This is a genomic window from Dictyobacter arantiisoli (genome assembly GCF_008326305.1).
GTDB classification, from domain to species: domain Bacteria; phylum Chloroflexota; class Ktedonobacteria; order Ktedonobacterales; family Ktedonobacteraceae; genus Dictyobacter; species Dictyobacter arantiisoli.
In genome coordinates, this window is record NZ_BIXY01000097.1 from 1 (window position 1) to 21,817 (window position 21,817).

Sequence of the window (21,817 nt, forward strand, 5' to 3'; positions counted from 1 at the left end):
AATTGGTCACTGACTTCCCACGGTTTGGTTCGGGCCATCTTGGTTTCTCCTTTGCTTGGGGGATTCGTGTTCCTTTCCTTGTTCTTGATTCTATCATCTCCTTCCACGTTTTCGGATAAGTTCTGAAGGGTGGTTCCTACTGATGGCTCCTCTCGCCTTCATTCCTCTTCATGAAGCGGTATGGGAGTGCACCCAAAAAAACGCTTGCAAGCACACCAGGATCCGTACCCAGACTCCGTCAGCAGGCAGGGAGTTCTTGCTTCACCTCCATTTGTTGGAGTAGGTGCGAAAACTCATGCACAGAGATCGTAGAGGCATGGGAAGGGAACTTTTGGATCGGCATAAACGTCTCCTCTTGTAAGGAGGCGTTTATGTCATTCAAGACACGTTTTATCTGCTCTATCTGCTGCATATCGCTCTGTCTGCTCACATTGGTTGCCTGTGGGCAAGGTCAGTCACAGGCTTCTGTACCAACCAGCCAACCTCCAACACGAGGAAGCACGCTGGGGACACCGAGCACATCAGACACTCCCCGAATACATCCTACAACGACGATAAAAACTAATTCAACCGCAACTCCAGCACAAGGATCAAGGCCTGCCCAGGGCACAAATCCAGCACAGGGAATAGCACAAATCAAGTTGGATAAAACAGCTTATTCAACTCACGATATAATTCAGGTGACGGTGACAAATCATCAGACACAGAGTATGTATATAACCTCACCTCAAAGTAGTTGCTCAATGGTACGCATCGAGATACAGATCAATCAGACGTGGGTACGCCTGGGACGCTGCATTAGGATACCGACCACCAACCCGATCAGACGGCTGGCACCTGGAGCCAGTCTCCAACAAAGCTTACGACCAGAGATGCTTTCTGGCGGCAGTCATCCCACAACCACAAGCTGGCAAGCTGGCACATATCGAATCGTCTTTGAATATAGTGAGATACTCGATCCCGATAGCATAGGTGGTACTAAAAGTGTAACCTCTTCTCCATTCACAATAAGCTAAAAATCAATCATAACACAACACTACAGAGCCGAATTCTATAGGCATAGTACGCACACATTGACTTTTATCGCTTCGCAATGTATGCTTAGTACACGTGGGTATTTAAGGCGCTTTGTGCCAGAAGCGTCACTGAACAATGATGTTGTGTTGTTTTTACGTTCCCTTTTTTCGTAATAAAGCAACGGGGGGATAGCTTCATACATTCCTATACTTTTTAATGAGTAGCATTTTCAACTTATCTACAGATGCCGACATGTGGACATCAATATAACTTAAATTCGCTCTCTCTGGCTATCTCAAGCGCAACGCAAAACGATAAAAGGAAACACCCGGCGTGCATAATATGGCACCATGCACGTCCTGAATATTGTATCCCTCTACTATAAGCACACCAAGAATGGATAATCTGGAAACGCAAAACACGGAGGTTTGATATTCGTATGTTTCGTTCCTCTCGCTTACGTCTCTACAGTCTGATAAGTCTGTGTGCGGTAAGTCTGCTGGGTATTTCTGGCCTGCTGGTTCCTTCAGCATCGGCCTACCCCATTCAACCGCATTTTAATCACTTCCTGTATACCAATCATGATGATGCTAAATATGACGATAATTCATCGTCAAATGGATCGGCAGCGGCGCTCGCCCAACAGATCTATGATAATCAGGCATATCCACGTACCTACATCGATAACTCACAGGTGACCAATTCCTACAATGCTCATATGGCGCTAGCGCAGCATCCACAGAACATTGGAGATTCACCTGCTCGCGTGAATGCGGGCTGGCAACTGGCAGGTCCCTCGAATCCCGTTGAGTCCAGCCAGGCTACCTATACCGGGCACGCAACCACCGTTTCGGGTCGCGTTACCTCAATCGTTGTTGCCAATGATTGTAATACCACCATCTGTCGAGTCTATCTCGGCGCGGCTGGTGGCGGAGTCTGGCGCAGCGATAATGGTCTGGCGGCACAACCCACCTGGACCTCGATCAACAATGGCATTCCCTCTAACGCAGTTGGTTCCCTGGCCCTTGATCCTACTGATCTCAGTGGACACACTATCTATGTGGGTACCGGCGAACCAAGTGGTTCCAGCGATTCCGAGGCCGGTGTTGGACTCTACAAATCCACGGATTATGGTCAACATTGGTCCCTGGTATCCGGTAGCCTGGCGGCTGCGAAAGATCGCTCTATCGCCTCGGTGGCAATCGATCCAACCAACCGCAAGCATATCTATATCGGTACGGCGGTAGCCCGTCACGGCTCATCCTCAGTCAATGGCGGACGTTTCTCACCACCGGATGCGCCAAAGATCGGTCTCTACGAATCCCTGGATGGAGGGAACAGCTTTAAGCTGGTCTTCAGCAAGGAATCGGATGTGGTCAATCCTGGTTCACCCAATGGAAGCGACTTCTTCCGTGGTGGCGTAAGCAAGATCCAATTCAATACCCTGGGAATTCCTGCTGGAACCGCTCCACAGGTCTATTTCTCAGTGTTTGACTACGGATTGTATCGCAGCGCCAGTGGCTCTTTTGAGCAGGTCTTTGCTTCGGCGGGCGGCGGCACGGTTGCGAATAGCGCCGCATCGCGTACAGAGTTCGCACTGGCTCCCAAAGGTAGTCAGCTCCGTATCTACGTCGGCGACGAAGGTGCTAGCGCAGCAGACTTCTATCGTGTTGATAACGCGAATGTACCCGCAAGTACCCTGACGGATGGGACGAACAATCCTGGCTGGATCAAACTCTCTAATTCCACAGCGGGAACGCCAGGATATTCATCCTATGACTACTGTAGCGGACAGTGTAGCTATGACATGCCGGTCGCTTCTCCTCCGGGACAGCCAGATAGCGTCTGGATCGGTGGTCAATTCCAGTATGCTGAAATAACACCAACCGGTGCTGTCTCAAACGGACGTGCGGTCCAACGCTCGACCAATGCTGGCGTCAGCTTTACCGATATGACGAACGATACGCAATCGCCGCCACAGGGCATGCATCCTGACCAGCACGCGATTGCCTTTGATCCCAATAATCCCAGTATCGCCTTCCTCGGCTCGGATGGTGGTATCGTACGCACCAGTGGTCAATTCGCCGATACGACCAGCGAATGTGCAGGCGTTCGTCAGTTGAGCGGAGCCAACCTGACAGATTGTGACATCTGGCTCAAAGCTATCCCGACACACATCTTTAGCCTGAACGCTGGACTCTCCACCATTCAGTTCCAGAGCCTCACGGTCAATCCACAAAATCCCAACAACGATGTCATCGGCGGCTCACAGGACAACGGCACCTTTAGCAGCACCGCTGATCCTTCGACCTGGATTGAGAGTGTGGGTGGTGATGGTGGACAATCGGTCATCGACGTTGGGAATCCCAACATTCGTATGCATACCTATTATGGTCCACAGGGTGATGTAAACTTCAATGGCAATGATCCCAACGGCTGGAATTACTGGGGTGATCCGCTTGCCAATAGCGGAGAGGCGGCCTCATTCTATGTGCCACTGATTGGCGATCCTAAGGTCAGTCAGACGATGTTTGTGGGTCTGGAGCATATCTGGCGCACCCAGGACAGTGGTGGTTCGCAGGCGTATCTGCAACAGCACTGTAACGAGTTGACCGGCGACTTCAATCCGGCCACTCCCTGCGGCGACTGGGTACCACTGGGCAACAATCTGGTCGATCAGACCTATGGCACCGATAAAGCTGGTAGCTATGTCGCAGCAATCAAACGAGCACCCAGCGATACGCAGACCCTCTGGGCGGCAACCCGTCTGGGACGTCTGTTTATCTCGCTCAACGCTAACGCAGCTCCCAGCGCTGTCAGCTATACCCGTCTCGATACAGCCGCCCAGCCCAATCGCTTTATCAGCGGGATCGCCGTCGATCCTAAAGATAAATATCACGCCACCATCACGTATTCCGGATATAACGCCTATACGCCCAACACTCCGGGACACGTCTTTGATGTGCATTACAATCCAGCCACCGGCAAAGCGACCTGGAAAGATATCAGCTATGATCTGGGAGATCAACCTATCACAGGTGTCGCCTATGATAGCGTCACAGGTGATATCTATGTCGCCACCGACTTCGGGGTTGGACGCTTGAAAGCCTATCATGTCCACTGGCTCCCGGCGGCCAAAGGTCTGCCCACCGTCGCCGTCTACAGCCTGACCATCTCGGAGTCTGGTCGCGTCCTCTATGCCGCCACACATGGGCGGAGCGCATGGAAACTCGACCTCAAAGCCTAGCACTGCTTTGACCAACGAAATGCTCACGATGATCCTGGCACTTTGTAACAAAAGTGCCAGGATCATATTTTTTAGCCTCTATTCCTGATATACTATGCATAACAAACATTTGCAACTGATATCACAATTCTAAAGCTCTTTCTCAATTTCTCTATTATAATATGGCCCTACCAGCGCGGTTGGGCCACCTGTGGGACGATCAGGATTGCAGACGGGTGAAGACGACCATGCGTAGTGTGGTTTGATGCTGGCTGGGAACCCAGTCGCCAGCGCAGGTAATGAGGTTGAGATATTTTCCGCTATTGTCGCCAAAGATGCCTTGAAGCGGAGCCTGACTCGGTGGATATGCTATGCGTCTGGTAGTGGAGAAGTGGAGTTGCGCCCCCGATTGGGTGGTGATGATGACTTCATCGCCGGGCTTCATGTCCCGCAGATTCCAGAATACAGCTGGTCCACCGCCAGGGCGATCTACATGACCATCGATGACTGCGCTACCCTGCTCACCGGGACGGGCACCATCCTTATACCAGCCTGTCTCGTCCCAGGGATTGATCTGCGGCGTATCGAGATTGCCCGTGGATAGGATGCTGACCTGCTCAATATCTGCATCCACGCCAATGGCGGGTATGCGAATATGCACTGGCAGCGCTTCACGTGGGGTCGGCGTCGATGTCAGAATGAGGGACGTGCTGACGGTTGGTGCTGACAGATGCATGGGAATGGCTGGATGGGATTCGACAGCTTGCGTAGCCGATCCACAACCGCTCAGAAACACGAGAAGACTGATAGCAAGCAAGCCTGGAGAAAAATGGCGGGCACTACTACGCACGGTCGTCAACACCTTTCCTTCAACAAGGCTCACACCAGGCCAGAAGAGTGATGTGAGCCTTTTGTCTATTCAAAAACACGCTACATCTACGTGGCCGTAATATTGATGCTATAAACAGCCGGTGGAAACGTCAGATAAGCGCTGGCATTCTTATATGTCAGGCCTGTAATCACTATCTTACCACCTGCTGCGACATTCACAGGACTCGCATTGGGAAAAAGATGATAAACCCGTACTTTAGTCATACCGCCGGAGAATAGATTATTATCCGCTTCATCGTATGTGCATCCGTGCCGGGGACAGTACAAAGTGTTGGGGTGAGAGATTCGTATCCCCAAGGGAGCATTGACCTGCGCTATTGAAGCGGTATTGCCCGTGCAGGGCGGCCGCTACGTTGGCTCTCCCATATTGGTTGGAACTGGTGTATGGCTCCCGCACATGAGGATTGGAATATGAGAACAGGTGGTATAGACATCTTGACATATACACCAGGATTGGGTACACTCATGTGTAGAAGTAATGCGTATTGCCGCTCCTCTCAAAATTCATTCTTACTCTTGTCCTGTATAAGGATGGTCTCTTTTTGCATGTGAGATGACGTTAACGACAGGCAAAGATACTAGCAAGGATCGCTAACACAGGTGAGTTAGCAAGGAGTAACGTATGTCGAAAACCCAGTGGTTTCGCCTGGGAGCAGTGCTCGGTCTGCTCCTGCTGTCAATTGTAGGTGTGGCCTATGGCCCGTTAACCGTATATGGTGCTGTTCACCCCGCTGCAAGCGGCCTTATCTCGACTCCCGGCAATGTGCAGGTAACGGCTAGCGGACCTCAGTACATCACGTTGTCATGGTCTGCTTCCAGCGATACCTCGGGAACGGGAGATGTTCCAGCTTATTATGTCTATAACGGCTCCAATATCGTAGCGACCTCGATGGGAACCTCGGTTACGGTCAGTTCGCTGCTCGCCTCGACCAGTTATACATTTACCGTCCAGGCCTATGATAAGGATGGCAATACATCCGCTCAAAGCGCCTCAGTCTCAGCTACCACCAAAGCCGCAGGTGCCACGCCCTACCAGAAGATGGCTTATTTTGATCAATGGGGCATCTACGGCAACGCTTATTATCCCTCAAATATCGTCAGCTCGGGGGCAGCTTCGCAGCTCACCACGATTATCTATGACTTTGAGAATATCGATCCTACCAATCTGACCTGCTTTGAAACAATCAAGGCATCGGATTCCACCAACGAGAGCGATCCCAATGCCGGGGATGGCGCAGGCGATGCTTTTGCAGACTATCAGAAAAGCTACACATCGAATACGGTGGATGGCTCATCCGACTCCTGGAGCCAGCCGATCAAAGGAAACTTCAATCAGTTGCGCGAGTTGAAGGTGAAATATCCTAATCTCAGATTTCAACTTTCGCTGGGTGGCTGGACTTATTCGAAATACTTCTCGGATGTCGCGGCTTCAGCGGCGTCACGACAGAAATTTGTCAGTTCTTGTATCACGATGTTCCTGAAAGGGAATCTGCCGACCAATATCAGTGGAGACGCTTCAGGCGGCACAGCAGCGGCAGCTGGCCTCTTCGATGGCTTTGACATTGACTGGGAATATCCTGGTGTGCTGGGACATACAGGCAACCACTATAGCGCACAGGATAAGGCCAATTATACTCTCCTGCTGCAGGAGTTCCGCAATCAGCTGGATACCTATGGTGCCAGTGTTGGGAAGCATTTCCAACTCACAGCCGCCGTGCCATCTGGACAGGATAAGATCGCACAGATTCAGACCGATCAGGTCGGAAAGTATCTGGATTATGCCGATGTGATGACCTACGATATGCATGGCGCATGGGATAGCACTGGACCCACCAATCTTCAAGATCCACTGCATAGCTCACCCAACGATCCATCGACAGTTGTAGCACCGGGTAACGAAAAATATACTATCGATACTGCCATTAAAGCCTGGACCAGCGGTCTATCCGACTACAATATCCCGGGTGGTTTTCCGGCCAGCAAACTGGTAATGGGCATTCCCTTCTACTATCGAGGCTGGACAGGGGTTAGCGCAGGCAGCAACCATGGCCTCTATCAAGCAGCAACCGGCCCCTCATCTGCCTTCACCTATAGTCAGACAGCCGGAACAGCCGATTACAAAGAACTGGTTGCAGCGGGTCTGGTCGGCAATGCCAGTGACAATTTCTTCGATCCAACTACTCAGGCCAGCTGGATCTACGATGGAACCAATTTCTATACTGGCGATAATCCAACATCCATTGCCGCCAAAACCGCTGCCATTAAGAGCAATGGTATGGCCGGAGCCATGATCTTCTCCCTGGATCAGGATGATAGCAACGGCACCTTGCTCAACGCCGTCGCCAATGGCCTGACGGGTAGCAACGGTGGAGGAACAGGCCCAACACCAACTCCGGTACCCACGCAAACACCCACGCCCACGCCTACGCCTACGCCTACCAATACACCGACTCCGATCCCGACCAATACACCTACACTTACACCAACGCCTACGAAAACGCCCACGGCTACACCGACCCCGACACCTGGAAATAGCGTTACCAATCCAGGCTTCGAGAGCGGAACCTTGAGTGGTTGGACCTGTGATGCTGGCGATACCGTCGTCAGTAGCCCCGTCCATAGTGGAAGCTATGCCTTGCAACTGACGCCTTCCAATTCCACTACTGGTCAGTGTACTCAGACGATCAGCGTCCAGGCCAATCACAGTTATACTCTGAAGGCCTATGTGCAGGGAAATTATGCCTACATCGGCGTCAATGGATATAGCAATAACTGGACAAACAGTAGCAGCTATACACCGCTTTCCTATACCTTCACAACCAGCGCCTCAACCACCAGCATCACCATATATGTGCATGGCTGGTATGGGCAGAGTAATGTCTATGTAGATGATGTATCCTTGAGTTAAAACAAAAAGCGGGAAGCATGCATTGCACACTTCCCACTGCCTGGATGTTCTTTGCTCAGGAGCGCGCCAGGAGCCTTAACTGGCATTCCTGGCCGCTTCCTCCTCTTCCAGCATAAAGGCCATATTCTCTGCCTGCTGCTGCTTCTCAATCTGCCGAAACCATTGGATCAAGATCACACTGGCCATCACAATCAGATAGATGCCGCCTGGAACCCACATAATCAATCCTCCCAGTTGCTGATCAGTTGAGGGTGACCAGCCAATCAGGCGTGCGGTTCCTTCATACATGGGATAGAGCGGAGGCGTGAAGGTCAGTCCCGCCCCGAGCAATACCATTGGCATATCGCTGAGCAGGATATAGATGAGTTTACCGGCCGCGTTCAACGAAAATATTCCATCCACCTGCGCACCAAATAAAGGCCACCAGAAAAGCATCCCGGTCAGCAGATACAAGGTCAGGGATAAAAAGTCCGCTGCGTCACTCATCATCATCGAGTTCATGATAGAAGGAGCATGCCAGAGCCATAGATTGGCATTGAACAGCAAAGCGGCAATCAAAGGCATGGTCAGCCAGCGAAAGACAAAGCGCAGAGGGCGAGGACGCAAACAGAACGCCACCAGCCATCCTGGCAGACCAACCACAAGCAGGGGCGCAGCCACCAACGCCAGCACCATATGCTGGATCATATGTCCGGTAAAGAGGATATGCGCGATAGCTTGCAAGGGCGTAATCACACACAATGCCAGCGCCGCCAGCCCCAGAAAAAACGCAACCATGCGACCACGCGACACAGCATCAGCCAGTTGATACCTGCGCCTCAGAGGCCCGATACTATAGACATACGCTCCTATCAGGAGCAGCAAAATCAAAAAAACGCTGGGATGCCAGTTCCACTGAGTCAGCCACGCCTGGGCTTCCTGAACGCTTGTCGGCATTACGATGACACCTTCCTTTCCTGGTCCACTTCTTCTCCTATTGTAGGACAGGCATGTCATAAAATGCCAGAAAATTTTTGAAATAAAAATACAAAGCCTTGACATGATGCCATAAAAAGTGACTTAATAGGGAGGGGTATCATATGATCAGTTTTTCTCTGCGTCGGATTTATACTGATAACTTCATTTTGACCATGTCATACGATCACGTCTGACGGAAGAGTGACCACCTGCGTCTACACATGAGATGGTGGCTACTACGCAGATCGTGATCTTTCTTATCAATGAGCCGTGAGACACATTCCCCTCACATTTAACGCGGAATATTCATCCAGGAAAAGGGCAGGCTGACTATCTGCCTCAAAGAGGAGTCATACACCATGATGACCAACGCACGCCAAAATGATGCTGTGGAGCAACGAGAGGCATGCCAGCAAGCACAAAAGATGACAGCTACCTGTGAACAATTTCATGTCACAGTTGATCCCATTGACTGGGAACAGTTCGGTATGCGCGCACCGGTAAAGGTTAACAACATCGAGATAGCTTCTCTTTTGGACCTCTATCAACGCGAAAGTGATGAGATTCTGCGTCGCGTTCAGATCAAACTGTTCGAGCATGCTGCCCTCAAAGCCGTCCAGGCTCCCGCTGGTACCAAAGCTTTAATCTGGAGCCCGGTTGATGTCGTGAAACCACAGGAGTTTCTCAACCTCTGGATTATCACCCTTGAGACTGATCAGCGCATACCGATCATCGAGACTATCAGCAATGGCAAGCGCGTCTACGAGTACTATAATTATACGCTGAACGAAAATGATGCACAATCCCTCGCCAAACTCTTTGGGCCAGCCAAAGAAGGCGAATATGCTGTTGGTGAGCAAGTCACCATTCAGGAACGGGAACGTGCCTACACAGGTAAGGTCATTTACATCATCGCACCTGGAAAAGCTACCGTCAACCGTAAACACACATCCAGAGGATATCACACAATTGCAGGCACTGCCTACACCAACGATATGGCCTCGCGCTATCTGATCGACTGTGGGGATGGCTTTCCACACATTGTCAATCAATCACAAGTCTCACGCTAATCCCTTTCTCTCTACCAATATCATTGGGGTGCAGGGGGCTGCGGTCCCATAGGTGCGAACGTAAGGCTTTTCAAGCGGGATTGCAAAGGGCGGCCAGCCCTTTGCCGGGGTTTGGGGTGTCCCCAAATACCCCTTTTTCTTCTTTTCTTCGCCGCCGCGCGCGGCGGCGAGAGGGAGGTGAGAGATCGGGGCACAGCCCCGAACCCCAGGTTAAGGGTTGCACCCTTAACAATCCCGCTTACGTTCGCACCTATGGGGCTGCGGTCCCCTGCCAGGGCGTGAGGTGTCTCCACTCCTTCTCTCTCCTCTGCCGAAGGTGGCTACAAACTATGCATAAGCATTATCGGGGTCGTACACGATCTCGATGACTTTATTCCACACTTCATCCTGTTCTTGTTTGCTCATTTTGCTGAGAGGTCTGGACTTTTTCCCTAAAATGGGCATAAGTACCCATCTGGTCCAGATTGAAGGGCAGATGGATTGATCTATAGCACAAACAAAGAAACTAGAGTTTCAAGGGGAGCCAGCGTAACGGAGGCAGAACCCGCTCGACAATCTGAAGATGATCATAGTAGCCGTGCTGCCATTGAATCGAGCCTGCCTGGATGCGAAAAATGCTGACTCCCTCTACCTCAAAAGGATGCGACAGCCAGCGCTGTCCCAATAGCACGGGAGTATTGCCACTGGCGATCCAGCACACGACGGCTTCCTGAGCGTTAAAGAAGCTGTGTGTTGGCATGTACTGGATGGCTGGCATTTTTTGGAAGCGTTGGGTAAACCACCCAATAATTTCATCACGACCCCTGCGGGCACGCTTCATACCTGAATCGAAAAGCTCTGCGTCTTGCGTATAGAAAGAAGCGATCTGCTTTACATCGTGAGCATTGAAAGCGGCAATCCAGGCCAGCACTAATGGCCCAAGTTCACTATGCACAAATAGATCCTCGTCTGTCCTGTAATTATCTTTGTCTGACTGCAACTATCTTTCCTCCCCGGCAGCAAAAAATAGGTAGTAATACTCTGTATATAGGTAGCTTCATTTAAGGTATACTTAGATAGTAAGATATCTGGTGCTGCCGATGCAAGCAATATCTAACGTAACGCAACGATCTAGCAGCTTGAAATATGGTAGCTATTGATTGGCGAGCGAAGAAAGAAAAAAGACGTGAGAGCAAGCGCACAATCTTCACTTCCCGTTCAACACATCAGCAGCGAGGAATTCTATGCTGATGTAGAGTTTCTGGAAACGCACTGGCAACGCACGCCACTGGCCGGGATTGATCTACCATTGATCGATCTCGGGACGGGCGATCCGCTGGTTTTCGTACCGATCCTGGAGCATCTGGAGTTTGTCTATGCACGCCAGATACGCACCTTTAGCCAGTCCCGCCGGGTGCTGCTGTATCGACGACATGAGTCGCGTACACGCTTTATCAGCCGGGCCGAACGGGTGGAGGAATTGCTTAAGGTCTGCGATGCGCGAGGGATCGCTTCGGCTGACTTTGTCGCCCATGGGGATGCCGCGATGGTCCTCTTTGAATTCGCGCTGCGCTATCCTCAACGCTGTCGCTCGCTGATCATCGTAGCTCAGGGGGCCGATTATCGCATCGCGCCACATCCCTTGATCTGGCTGCTGCATGAAGCTTTCTTACGCCTCCCCATCGAACGTCTAATCCCTGCTATCATCTTGCGCCGTATGGTGATGCGCTATATCACCCATACCGGGCCGCAAAAGCGCACATCGGATACCAACCACTCCCTTACACAATTGCCTGCACACTTGATCGAGGAACAGTTTCGCAAAATTGCCCTCTGGCCTGCCATCTATCGCTATTCTGTCCTGCCTGTAATCCATTCCTTCGATATTCGGAAGCGCCTGGCACAACTGGCGATGCCGATCCTGTTGCTGAACCGTCGGGATGATGCACTCTCGCCAGAGGCCAAAACCGCCTGGTTGGCACAACAACTTCCCTATTGCGCTGCTTATCATGTCATAGCAGGCTGTGAACGCTTCTTCCTCTATTCGGAAGCCGAGCACATTGATCCTTTGATTGAGGATTTTTTGGCCGGATTTAGTATCGAGGCATCGTCAGCATCATCAAGTAATGGTTAAGAACCAGGAAGGATAGAACAGATGCAGCAACGCCGCGTTGTGATTACCGGTCTGGGTGTACTGGCACCCAATGGATGTGGCAAGGAAGCGTTCTGGCAAGCATGCCTGCAAGGTTCCTCAGGTGTGGGCACGATCACACGCTTTGATGCGCATATGCTTCCCACGCGGATCGCGGGTGAGATCACTGACTTTGCGCCAGCCGCGTTTGGTCTGGATGCCGAGGAGGAGAGCTTGCTGGATCGTGGTACGCAACTGGCGGTGGCTGCCGCCCATCTGGCCTGGCAGGATGCCTATACGCATGCGCAATCAGACAAGGGACTAAGCGAGTTAGAGAGTGAGCGAACAGGCGTCTATCTGGGTACCGCGATGGCCTCTGTAGAAGAGGGCGAGAAGCTCTGGCTCCAACTGACCGAGGGGGGCATGCACCCACCACACGCGCTGCTCAAGCCGCACGATGCCACAACTTTAACGCTCAGCTATATACCAGCAGCAGCCGTCGCCTCCCACCATCAACTGCGCGGCCCCTGCCTGACAATTGCAACCGGTTGCTCGGCTGGTGCAGATGCGATTGGTCTGGCCTTCTGGAAAATCCAGGAGGGTGCGGCCGACCGTATGCTGGCGGGCGGCTCAGATTCCGCGATCAGTCCTCTGGGATTGACGGTCTTCAGTAATATGCGTGCCCTCAGTGCCCGCAACGAGGAGCCTGAACGGGCATCACGGCCCTATGATAATCTGCGCGATGGCTTTGTGCTGGCGGAAGGCGCGGCAGTATTGTTGTTAGAGGAGCGCGAGGCAGCGCAAAGCCGGGGTGCATACATCTACGCCGAAATTTATGCCTATGCATCCAATAGCAATGCCTTCCACATGGCGGCGCTCCCTGAGGATGGTATGCCCCTGCAAAAATTATTGCAACAGATCATGGCAGAAAGCCAGCTTCAAACAGAACAGATCGGCTACATCAATGCCCACGGCAGCTCCACCCGGCCCAATGAACTGGCCGAGACGACCGCCTATAAGCAGTGCTTTGGCAAGCAAGCTTATGCAATCCCGATCAGCTCCACAAAATCCCTGATCGGTCATACACAGGGAGCGGCCAGCGCGCTTGAGGTACTGATTACCGCCCTGACACTGGATCGACAGATCCTACCGCCAACCATCAATCAAGAGCAGGCCGATCCCCGCTGCGACCTGGACTATATCCCTAATACAGCACGACAGGTGGATAGCAAGCATCCACTGATGTATGCCTTAACCCATTCCAGCGGCTTTGGAGGCGCAAATGCAGCCTTAATCCTGCGCAAACATGAATTGGGACCACTCGAACCCGAACAGGCAAGTATCCAGCAGCAAGACGATACGGCGTCCAAAGTAGCCTCTCTGTCACTACGCAGGAATACTGGAGATGTTGATGATGCGCCTCGGCGCGTGGTCATCACAGGATTGGGTGTGGTTGCGCCCGGTGGCACAGGTAAGGAGGCGTTCTGGGATGCGTTGCGCGCGGGACATTCCTGCGTCAAAGCCCATACAGCCAACCAGGACAATCTGGTCCCGCTTCCTGATGTCGGGCAGGCGCTCAGCTTTCAGGCCGAACACTATCTTGAGCGTAAACTGGTACAGCGCAGCGATCGCATGACGCACTTTACGCTGGCCGCAGTCGAGGAGGCACTTCATGATGCACAACTACAGATGGAACAGGAGGACTGCCAACGTATCGGAGCCGTGATCGCAAATACGCTGGGTGGCGTGGGCTATGTGACACAACAGATCGAGCATCTCTATACGCAAGGCCCACGCTCCCTGAGCGCGCATACAGCGATTGCATGGTTGCAGATGGCGAATGTAGGACAAACCTCGATTCGCTATGGCTTGCAAGGCTTCGGGAAGGTTCCGGTAAACGATCTCTGTGGTGGTTTGGATGCGCTGGGATTGGCCTATGAAGCCATCCGGCGTGGTGCAGCTGATGTGTTGATTTCCGGTGGTAGCGAGGCACCGTTGCATCCCTGTGCGCTTCAGGTCCTGACGACAGGTGAGCCGCTGAGTCCAGAGATGATACCGGACACATATCGTCCGTTTGATCGACGAGCCAGTGGACCGCTGCTGGCCGAGGGGGCGGGCATCTGTATCGTAGAGGAGTATGAACATGCACGACAACGCCATGCCACCATCTACGGCGAGCTGATCGGCTACGCACAGACCACTACCCCGCTCAACCTGCTACATCTCACGCAATCCGCCAGTGCCAGCTATACGCGTGCGCTCTCTCTGGCGCTCGAACAGGCCGATCTGACACCTGAGGATATCGCCTGCCTCTATCTGGATGGGCGCGCTATCCCAGACTGGGATAGTAGTGAAACGGCGGCGCTGCGCGAGATCTTTGGGACACACTTTGAAACATTGCCCTGTAGCGTCCCACGTTCGCAATTTGGACATAGCTTCGCTGCCGCGGGAGCCCTGGATACGATCAGTGCCCTGCTCGGCCTGCGCGACGCTCTTATAGCACCCACCATCAACTGTGACGAGCCCGCCGCACATGCCTGTCCACCGGGCCTGGTACGGAATCAAACCGCTAACCAGCACGCCACAGCAAATACAGCCCTGCTCTGTGCACGTGGCCTTGGTGGTAGCCATGTCGTGCTGGCAGTGCGAAAATACACAAAAACTTCAAGCTTATAAGAAAATGGCAAAGCCAGTTGTACACTCACATGAAAGATTAAAAAAAGTAGTAATGGAAGCTAAATTTATTCATCCTACTGATGCTACTGATGCTCCTATCGCCGATAATTCTTTTGATGTTCTGATTGTTGGGGCAGGGCCAACCGGACTTACTGTCGCCAATCTACTCGGTCAATATCGCATCAAGGTGCTGCTGATCGAGCGCAATCAGGGGTTGTATAGCTTTCCACGCGCGATCTCGATTGATGATGAAGGTCTGCGTATCTGCCAGGCACTGGGCTTGCGTGAGCAAATATTGCAACATGTACGCCTCGATACTGGCGCGCTCTACCTTTCGCACGGCAAACGTCTGATTTATGTCAAACCACGTCAGCAGCACAATGGCTATCCTCTGATCTCAACCTTTGATCAGCCAGCTCTGGAGAGGACTTTACACGCCGGGCTGAAGCGTTTCCCCACCGTGACGGTCCATTTCGGGCAGGCCCTGCAAACATTCCAACAAACAGCTGCTGCAAGCATCCGGGCCACGCTCTGCTCTGAGATAGGCGAGCCACAACACATCACCTGTACCTACTTACTTGCCTGTGATGGCGGGAAAAGCTCGATCCGTCAGACGTTGAAAATACCTATGCGTGGCCGGACCTTTCCGCAACGCTGGCTGGTCGTTGATAGCCAGGATCAAGCGGAGGATGAGGAGAGTACAGCCACACGCGAGCATATCACTTTCTTTTGCGATCCAGAACGGCCAGCGGTCAGTGTGCCCGCGCCTCATCAGGGCAGGCGCTGGGAATTCATGCTTCATCCCGGAGAATCTGAAACAAACATGCTGCGGCCAGACACTATATTGAAACTGATTCAACAGCGGACGCAAGCAGGGACAGCACAAATCCAGCTACAGCGGCAGGCGATTTATACCTTTCATGCCAGCCGGGCCACCGCATACAGGCAGGGCCGAGTCTTCCTGCTCGGCGATGCCGCTCACCTCCTGCCTCCCTTCGGGGGACAGGGGATGAATTGTGGCTTGCGCGATGCGCATAATCTGGCCTGGAAACTGGCAATAGTACTACGAAAACAAGCAAACCCGAACATCCTGGACTCCTATCAGCAAGAGCGAGCCCCACATGCCGCCGCCTTAATCCGCTTCTCAGCCTTTATGGGTCAGATGGTGATGCCGACCAATCACAGCATGGCACACCTACGCGATCTCGTCCTGGGCCTGCTCACCAGGCTACCGCCAGGCGCAACGTCTTTGAACGAGATGAGTATTAAGCCACGCTCACGCTATACACGCGGCCTGCGGCTTGCTCTCGGCCACACGCTCACGCGCAGGTGGCATGCCAGACTCGCAGGACAACTATTGCCGCAACCAATCGTCCTGACGCCAGACGGCATCCCGACCTTACTGGATGAACAACTCGGCACCGGCTTTACGCTACTCCGGCTCTATGCTGATCCCGGCAGCGCATTTACAGCCCTGCAAGCGCCTTTGTGGAAAAGGATAGAGATACAGCTGCTCTGTATCGTGCCTGCCACCACATCTCTACAAAAGATATCTCAGGAGAATGCATATATACAGGATAATCTACAACAACAACTGGCGCATTGGTTAGATATGCGACGTGATCTCTATGTACTGGTGCGCCCGGATCGCTATATCTATGGAGCATTTACGCCAGCACAAGAGCAAACGTTTGTTACTGTGCTACAGAAAAGCTTGTTTTGCAATACGTTATCCTATAATAAATAGTATGGCATTTCAAGCTGATAGAGCTAATTGAAAGGATTTGTGTCTATGCCAGTCGATAATGAACTTTATAATCGCTTGCATAATACCTGGTGGGATGAAAATACAGCACTGGGCATTTTGCGGAGCTGGATAGGTCCGGTACGCTTTGGCTATTTTCAATCCATCCTCACAGCGGACGAATCTCAGACGATTCGCGAGAAAACGGTACTGGATGTGGGATGCGGCGGCGGTCTGCTGGCTGAGGAGTTCGCGCGCCTGCCCTGCCATGTGACCGGGATTGATCCAGCGGAGGAGTCACTGGAGACGGCACGGCGGCATGCCCAGCTATCTGGCCTGATCATTAACTATGAAGTAGGGGTGGGCGAACACATTCCCTTCGATGACGCCTCTTTTGATGTGGTGGTGTGTTGCGATGTCCTGGAGCATGTCAATTCTGTTGAGCCAGTCATCCAGGAAATCGCTCGTGTCCTCAAGCCCGGCGGCTACTTCTTTTATGACACCATCAATCGAAGCGCGCTTAGCTGGCTGGTCATGATTAAGATGGCGCAGGATTGGAAGGCAACCAGTTTTATGCCACCCAATCTGCACGATTGGCATAAGTTTATTAAGCCCAAAGAATTACAACTGGTGATACGGAAATATCAGCTAGAGAATCAGGATGTCAAAGGGATGAGTCCTCAGACCAATCCTCTCCATACTATCAGTATGTTTCTGCGACAGAAACGGGGCACATTGACCCTGTCGGACATGGGACAGCGTATGCGCTTCAAAGCCAGTCGCGACCTCTCCACTTCCTACATGGGCTATGCCATCAAAACTTCCCATTCTTGATCGAGCACGTAGCGAGAGGAATCAAAAAAGCTATATGAAAAACAGAAAAAAACGTGCCGCAGCGGATATTCTGGAAGGGATCTTCCGGCTTTCTCATCCCGGGCCGGTGTTCTTGCATGGCGTGGCGGTTACGCTGTTCGCGCTCCTGGCTGGCTGGCCCCGGCTACACTGGAATACTTTGCTGCTGGTGGTGGCGGCCCATGTAGTTATGCAGCTAGCTATCGCCGTTTCTAATGATTATTGTGATCGTCAGCTCGATGCCTTAAGCAAGAAGAACAAGCCGATTGTGCGTGGACTGATCAGTCCACGTGAAGCCTTGCTGCTGGCGATATTCCTCATGCTCTTGATGGTATGCTTACTGCTCTTTATTAATCCCCTGGCCCTGCTTGTTTCCCTGCTCTATCTGATCATCGGACAAAGCTATAATCTGGGTTTGAAGGGTACACCCTGGAGCGGGATTGCCTTCGCAATTATGTTTCCACTGATCCCCGTCTATGCCTTTGTCGCCATAGGACATATGATCCCTTTGATCCTCTGGCAGGTGCCCATTGCTGCGCTATCAGGGATTGCGGTCAATCTGGCGAATTCATTGCCCGATATTGCTGAGGATGCCGCCGGGCATGCGCGTACGCTGGCGGTGGTACTTGGTCACCAGGGATCTGTCCTTGCCTGCACCTGCTGTATCCTGCTGGCGATAGTGTTGATCGCTGTTTTCGCCCTGACGGGCATGGTACCGGCACATCTCGCAATACTATTGCCCACCCTGCTCTTGACCACCCTCGCGGCTGGTGCATTATATCTCTATATGAGGCCCAGGCAATCCCTGCAAGCCAGTAAATATTATTTTTATCTGCTTGTGCTCACCTGCCTGCTGCTGGCCGGTGGCTGGATCGTAAGTGCAAGTCAGGTATAGAGCATCCCTTTAGCGAAGAAAGTTGAGTTGTAAGCATGCCACTACGTTTTACGCCTGTTGAAGCCCTGGCAGCGCGCCTCAATCTGCTCCCCAGACCACTCTTCGACACCCCGCTAGCGCCAGGGATCGCTAAAATGCTGATTACCGCCTGTGCGATGGATCTTTTTGATACCTTGAATAAAGATGAATTATCCCTGGAACAACTCGCTGCGAGATTACATTGCCAGCCACAGGGTCTCCAATTATTACTACAGATTCTCGTCTCAGCAGGCTATCTCTCACAGCGCGGAAATAGCTACCGCAACACAGCCATGACGCGGCGCTGGCTCTTAAAAGACTCATCCCACAATATTGCTCCCTATATTATTCATAGCCAGGACATCATCGCCATCTGGGATCATATTTCTGAGGTCATCCACACCAATCAACAGGCGATGCGTATGCCCTATGAGGAGGATGCCAGTAATCCTGAGACACAGGCCTATCTGGCTCGCCACTACGCCGGACTGGCCTCGCTGGCAACCGCGCTGGGAGGCGAGATCGCTCAACGCGTACGGCTTCAACAACCAGTCAGGCGCATGCTCGACGTCGGCGGCTCCCATGCTGGCTATAGCTCCCTCTTCTGTCGCAAATATCCAGAACTCCACTCCACCATCCTCGATTTACCATTGGGCATTCGTGCTGGCGAACAGATAACCAAACAGCTCCAACTGACCGAGCGTATCCACTTTGTCAGCGGCGATATCGTCAAAGATAACTTTCCAGAGCAGTTTAGCGAACCATTTGATGCCGCCCTCTACTTCCATATTGCCCACCTCTTACCAGCCGAGATCAACCAGAACATCCTCAAAAAGGTAACCCAAACCCTCAGGCCCGGTGGCACGCTGGTTTTCGTCGATCAAGTCACCGATCAAACCCACAGCTCACAGCTGGCCTCCTTGATAGTACAATTCATGGCCCTGACCATGACCACGGTCGGCGGCACCTGCTATAACGTTCCCACGATTAAAGGCTGGCTGGAAAACGCGGGCATGGAAAATGTCCGCCAGCACCGCCTGCTCATGCCCGGCGCAACCTTGATTACCGCCAGTAAAAAGGAAACTTCCATTCTGCCTCCTACTCGCAGTGCCTGATACAGGCTAGCCAGGGGCCCAGGCGGGATGGAAAGCGGTCGCGGTATAATAGACGAGCAGCTTATTTATCGCTTGATACCATTGATCGAGCAGCATATGCTGCTCCTGAATCAATGGTTCGCCGCGCCGCACCATCGCATAATATCCTCTCAGAGTGGCGGCATAAAGTGACTGCGTGGTTATGTCTTCCAGTTGCCTATCAAGCTCACGGATACGTTCGGTCAACCTGTTGATATCCTCTACAGCCTGATCATAGCTCTCTAATGCGTACATAATAGCTCCATTTCTGCCAGATATCTTTTCCAGAAAAGCATATGTTAACAGCTACCATCATCTACAAACCCATCTTCTATAATCAAAAATACCTTTATCATGCTTATCACACAGCGTATCTTTTCTGATCCTGATGCGTCAAGCTCAAGCGATGCGAGCAATGGACACCATTGCGCTCTCGCGTGCCAGTGTTGTTTACTGGATAAAAAAGATCAGAGAAAAGAGAGGTCTGCCCGCTATGGATGAGCATGAGGGACGCGAGATGCTGGCAGCGGCATTGCCAATTGATGCGCTACAGCATATGTTTTTGGAGCAGGGAGGATTTGTGGTAGTGTGGGTAGATATCTCGGAACGCCAGGATCTGGAGATCCTGGCCGCCCAGGAGCAGGCATCAGAAGAGGATGCGACGTGCTCCTGGTACTATGCTCATCCCGGTAAGCATAATATGCTGCTGGGCCTGCATATTGTGGCGCACCAACCGGCTCAGATGGATATGCTGCTGGTCTTCAGGATGTCCCAGATGTTTGATCAACTCTCAGAAATCGCCCGCCTGAGCACGCTCTGGATCGTGCCCGGCCCCCCTCCAATCCCATTGACGGGACGCATCGAAATGAAGGCCGAGACATTTGTGCCTCGCATCTTGAACGTCAATGGGCAGGGCTTATTTCTCCATCTACCCGCAACTCAGGTGGCCGAACTGCGCGCCGAACTGGCTAAATGGAAAGGCTCATCCTCACATTAATATGGGGTTGGTGGCGAACGGGGAAACGCGGTCCTGCTGGCCATGGAACGATGAAATTCTCTTAGGAGTAGAGCAGTATACTATAAAACGTTCACATTCCCTGTCAATAGAGTAATGTATTTTTTAGGTTATTTTTAGGTTATTTTTAGGTTATTTTTAGGTACCCTGGGCTTGCCTCACGCTAAATTTTAGAGATTTTTAGGGACAGTTTTTCCTATAAAAATAGATTTCATATTTTTTTTTAGGAAAATATCTATCTATAATCCTGTGGTAGTGTTATATTAGGTCTCACATGGGAATACGAAGTAATCCAGTGTTTATTTACTCCCTATATAATAAAGAGAGCTAAAAATGAGGCCGCAGATTGAAAAATGGTACGCAAATCACCTTGTTACCATCTTATGGAATGAGCTATCCAAGCGCGTGAAGGCGTATAGTGTGTATAGTGTATGCAGGCCAGATTGGTGTGATTTACAGTTGAATAGATGCTCTTCGTTTTCGCAACGAGGTCGTTATTGGAGAGCGCTCTATGTATAGTTTTAACCTCGAAACGCTTCTGTATTTTGCTAGAATCCGCCACTTAAGAGGGACATTCCAGTCAAACGCTTTTTATGGTTTTGGTGCATTTCATGATCCCTGTGTTGTGATAATTACTGTCTATTCTGGTTCTATACTTTCTTGTAATATTTATAATCGTCATTCACAAATGATGGAAAATGCAGAACCAGCGCTAGATGTACTACGGCATACGGTAGCGGAGTGGACCTTTAATCACACCACCGGGGGACAGAACAATACAACGGGTGGACCTATTCCATCCTTTGCGCCACCGTCAGCTCCATCATCACCAAATATAAACCTATCTTCATCAGAGCACCTTTCGTCGTCAGTGAAACCTCAGCCTCAAGGAAACCTTCCACCTCTGAACATAATGGGGAATTCACGGCCATCAGGCTCGTTTCAGTCGGATGCATTTTCTGCATTGCCAGCTGCGAGAAATCCCACCGGACCAGTTATGTTCACGACAGAGCCTTATCAAAATAGCTCGTCTAAGCTGGATCTTTTCCCCAATTTAGTGCCCCATCGTTTAAAAGCTGTTTCGGGCGCCGAGGTCCTCCAATGGAAAGGGAATATTAAAAGCATCTATATGCGTACCAACGGTATCAATACTATTGCTCAGATTGCCACAATGCTCTCTCTTGAGATGTTGGATGTACTACAAATACTCTTACAACTAGAGAAAGATGGTCTGATATCGTTGGATAAACCGGTATAAAAGAGCAGGGCATCGGCCTTCGCATGCACCAATAACTGATGCATTTT

Annotated in this window: 17 protein-coding genes; 12 read left to right on the plus strand and 5 right to left on the minus strand. The window is 51.7% G+C overall.

Annotated elements, in window-relative coordinates; translation table 11 throughout:
* Positions 1-371 precede the first annotated feature (371 nt).
* Both F1593_RS23500 and F1593_RS23505 read left to right on the plus strand, forming a co-directional pair.
* A complete protein-coding gene (locus F1593_RS23500) occupies positions 372-1,016 on the plus strand; it encodes a hypothetical protein (protein ID WP_149404001.1) in 645 nt (214 codons plus the stop codon).
* A gap of 440 nt (positions 1,017-1,456) precedes the next feature.
* Positions 1,457-4,264: a WD40/YVTN/BNR-like repeat-containing protein gene (locus tag F1593_RS23505; RefSeq protein WP_149404002.1), complete on the plus strand. Its 2,808-nt coding sequence runs from the start codon at positions 1,457-1,459 to the stop codon at positions 4,262-4,264.
* Between the two features lie 199 nt (positions 4,265-4,463).
* Here the strand turns inward: F1593_RS23505 and F1593_RS23510 are convergent, their stop codons facing one another.
* Both F1593_RS23510 and F1593_RS29980 read right to left on the minus strand, forming a co-directional pair.
* Entirely contained in the window at positions 4,464-5,093 is a 630-nt protein-coding gene (locus F1593_RS23510; RefSeq protein ID WP_235932679.1) for a class F sortase, read from the minus strand.
* Between the two features lie 86 nt (positions 5,094-5,179).
* Positions 5,180-5,338: a DUF4397 domain-containing protein gene (locus F1593_RS29980; protein WP_149404004.1), complete on the minus strand. Its 159-nt coding sequence runs from the start codon at positions 5,336-5,338 to the stop codon at positions 5,180-5,182.
* A 418-nt stretch (positions 5,339-5,756) separates the two neighbouring features.
* On the opposite strand from F1593_RS29980, the gene F1593_RS23520 reads away from it, so the two are divergent.
* Positions 5,757-8,042: a glycosyl hydrolase family 18 protein gene (locus F1593_RS23520; protein WP_149404005.1), complete on the plus strand. Its 2,286-nt coding sequence runs from the start codon at positions 5,757-5,759 to the stop codon at positions 8,040-8,042.
* A gap of 75 nt (positions 8,043-8,117) precedes the next feature.
* Here the strand turns inward: F1593_RS23520 and F1593_RS23525 are convergent, their stop codons facing one another.
* The gene (locus F1593_RS23525) at positions 8,118-8,978 is read right to left on the minus strand and encodes a cytochrome c oxidase assembly protein (protein WP_172632392.1); all 861 of its coding nucleotides are present in this window, start codon (positions 8,976-8,978) and stop codon (positions 8,118-8,120) included.
* Positions 8,979-9,358: 380 nt separating this feature from the next.
* Here F1593_RS23525 and F1593_RS23530 point away from each other — a divergent pair, with 380 nt between their 5' ends.
* The gene (locus F1593_RS23530) at positions 9,359-10,069 is read left to right on the plus strand and encodes a hypothetical protein (RefSeq protein WP_149404007.1); all 711 of its coding nucleotides are present in this window, start codon (positions 9,359-9,361) and stop codon (positions 10,067-10,069) included.
* Between the two features lie 505 nt (positions 10,070-10,574).
* Here F1593_RS23530 and F1593_RS23535 read toward each other — a convergent pair.
* Positions 10,575-11,048 (minus strand): nuclear transport factor 2 family protein, encoded by a 474-nt coding sequence (locus F1593_RS23535; RefSeq protein ID WP_149404008.1) that lies wholly within the window; start codon positions 11,046-11,048, stop codon positions 10,575-10,577.
* 186 nt (positions 11,049-11,234) lie between these two features.
* On the opposite strand from F1593_RS23535, the gene F1593_RS23540 reads away from it, so the two are divergent.
* The 6 genes from F1593_RS23540 to F1593_RS23565 are packed head-to-tail and all read left to right on the plus strand — an operon-like array spanning position 11,235 to position 19,479.
* Entirely contained in the window at positions 11,235-12,182 is a 948-nt protein-coding gene (locus tag F1593_RS23540; RefSeq protein WP_149404009.1) for an alpha/beta fold hydrolase, read from the plus strand.
* Between the two features lie 21 nt (positions 12,183-12,203).
* Positions 12,204-14,855 (plus strand): beta-ketoacyl-[acyl-carrier-protein] synthase family protein, encoded by a 2,652-nt coding sequence (locus tag F1593_RS23545; RefSeq protein ID WP_149404010.1) that lies wholly within the window; start codon positions 12,204-12,206, stop codon positions 14,853-14,855.
* 52 nt (positions 14,856-14,907) lie between these two features.
* Positions 14,908-16,602, plus strand: a complete 1,695-nt coding sequence (gene mhpA / locus F1593_RS23550; protein WP_172632393.1) for a bifunctional 3-(3-hydroxy-phenyl)propionate/3-hydroxycinnamic acid hydroxylase MhpA — start codon at positions 14,908-14,910, stop codon at positions 16,600-16,602.
* A 45-nt stretch (positions 16,603-16,647) separates the two neighbouring features.
* On the plus strand, positions 16,648-17,433 hold the full coding sequence (gene ubiG, locus F1593_RS23555; RefSeq protein ID WP_149404012.1) for a bifunctional 2-polyprenyl-6-hydroxyphenol methylase/3-demethylubiquinol 3-O-methyltransferase UbiG: 786 nt from the start codon (positions 16,648-16,650) through the stop codon (positions 17,431-17,433).
* A gap of 34 nt (positions 17,434-17,467) precedes the next feature.
* Positions 17,468-18,346, plus strand: coding sequence for a UbiA family prenyltransferase (locus F1593_RS23560; protein WP_172632394.1), 879 nt, complete (start codon positions 17,468-17,470; stop codon positions 18,344-18,346).
* 35 nt (positions 18,347-18,381) lie between these two features.
* Positions 18,382-19,479 carry a methyltransferase gene (locus tag F1593_RS23565; protein WP_149404014.1) on the plus strand — a complete coding sequence of 366 codons (1,098 nt, stop codon included), beginning with the start codon at positions 18,382-18,384 and terminating at the stop codon, positions 19,477-19,479.
* A gap of 6 nt (positions 19,480-19,485) precedes the next feature.
* On the opposite strand, the gene F1593_RS23570 is transcribed toward F1593_RS23565, so the two are convergent.
* Positions 19,486-19,752: a hypothetical protein gene (locus F1593_RS23570; RefSeq protein WP_149404015.1), complete on the minus strand. Its 267-nt coding sequence runs from the start codon at positions 19,750-19,752 to the stop codon at positions 19,486-19,488.
* 238 nt (positions 19,753-19,990) lie between these two features.
* Between F1593_RS23570 and F1593_RS23575 the strand changes: the two genes are divergently transcribed.
* Entirely contained in the window at positions 19,991-20,494 is a 504-nt protein-coding gene (locus F1593_RS23575) for a hypothetical protein (RefSeq protein ID WP_149404016.1), read from the plus strand.
* Positions 20,495-21,023: 529 nt separating this feature from the next.
* Complete coding sequence (locus F1593_RS23580; RefSeq protein ID WP_149404017.1) at positions 21,024-21,770, plus strand: hypothetical protein; 747 nt, start codon at positions 21,024-21,026, stop codon at positions 21,768-21,770.
* Positions 21,771-21,817: the final 47 nt, after the last annotated feature.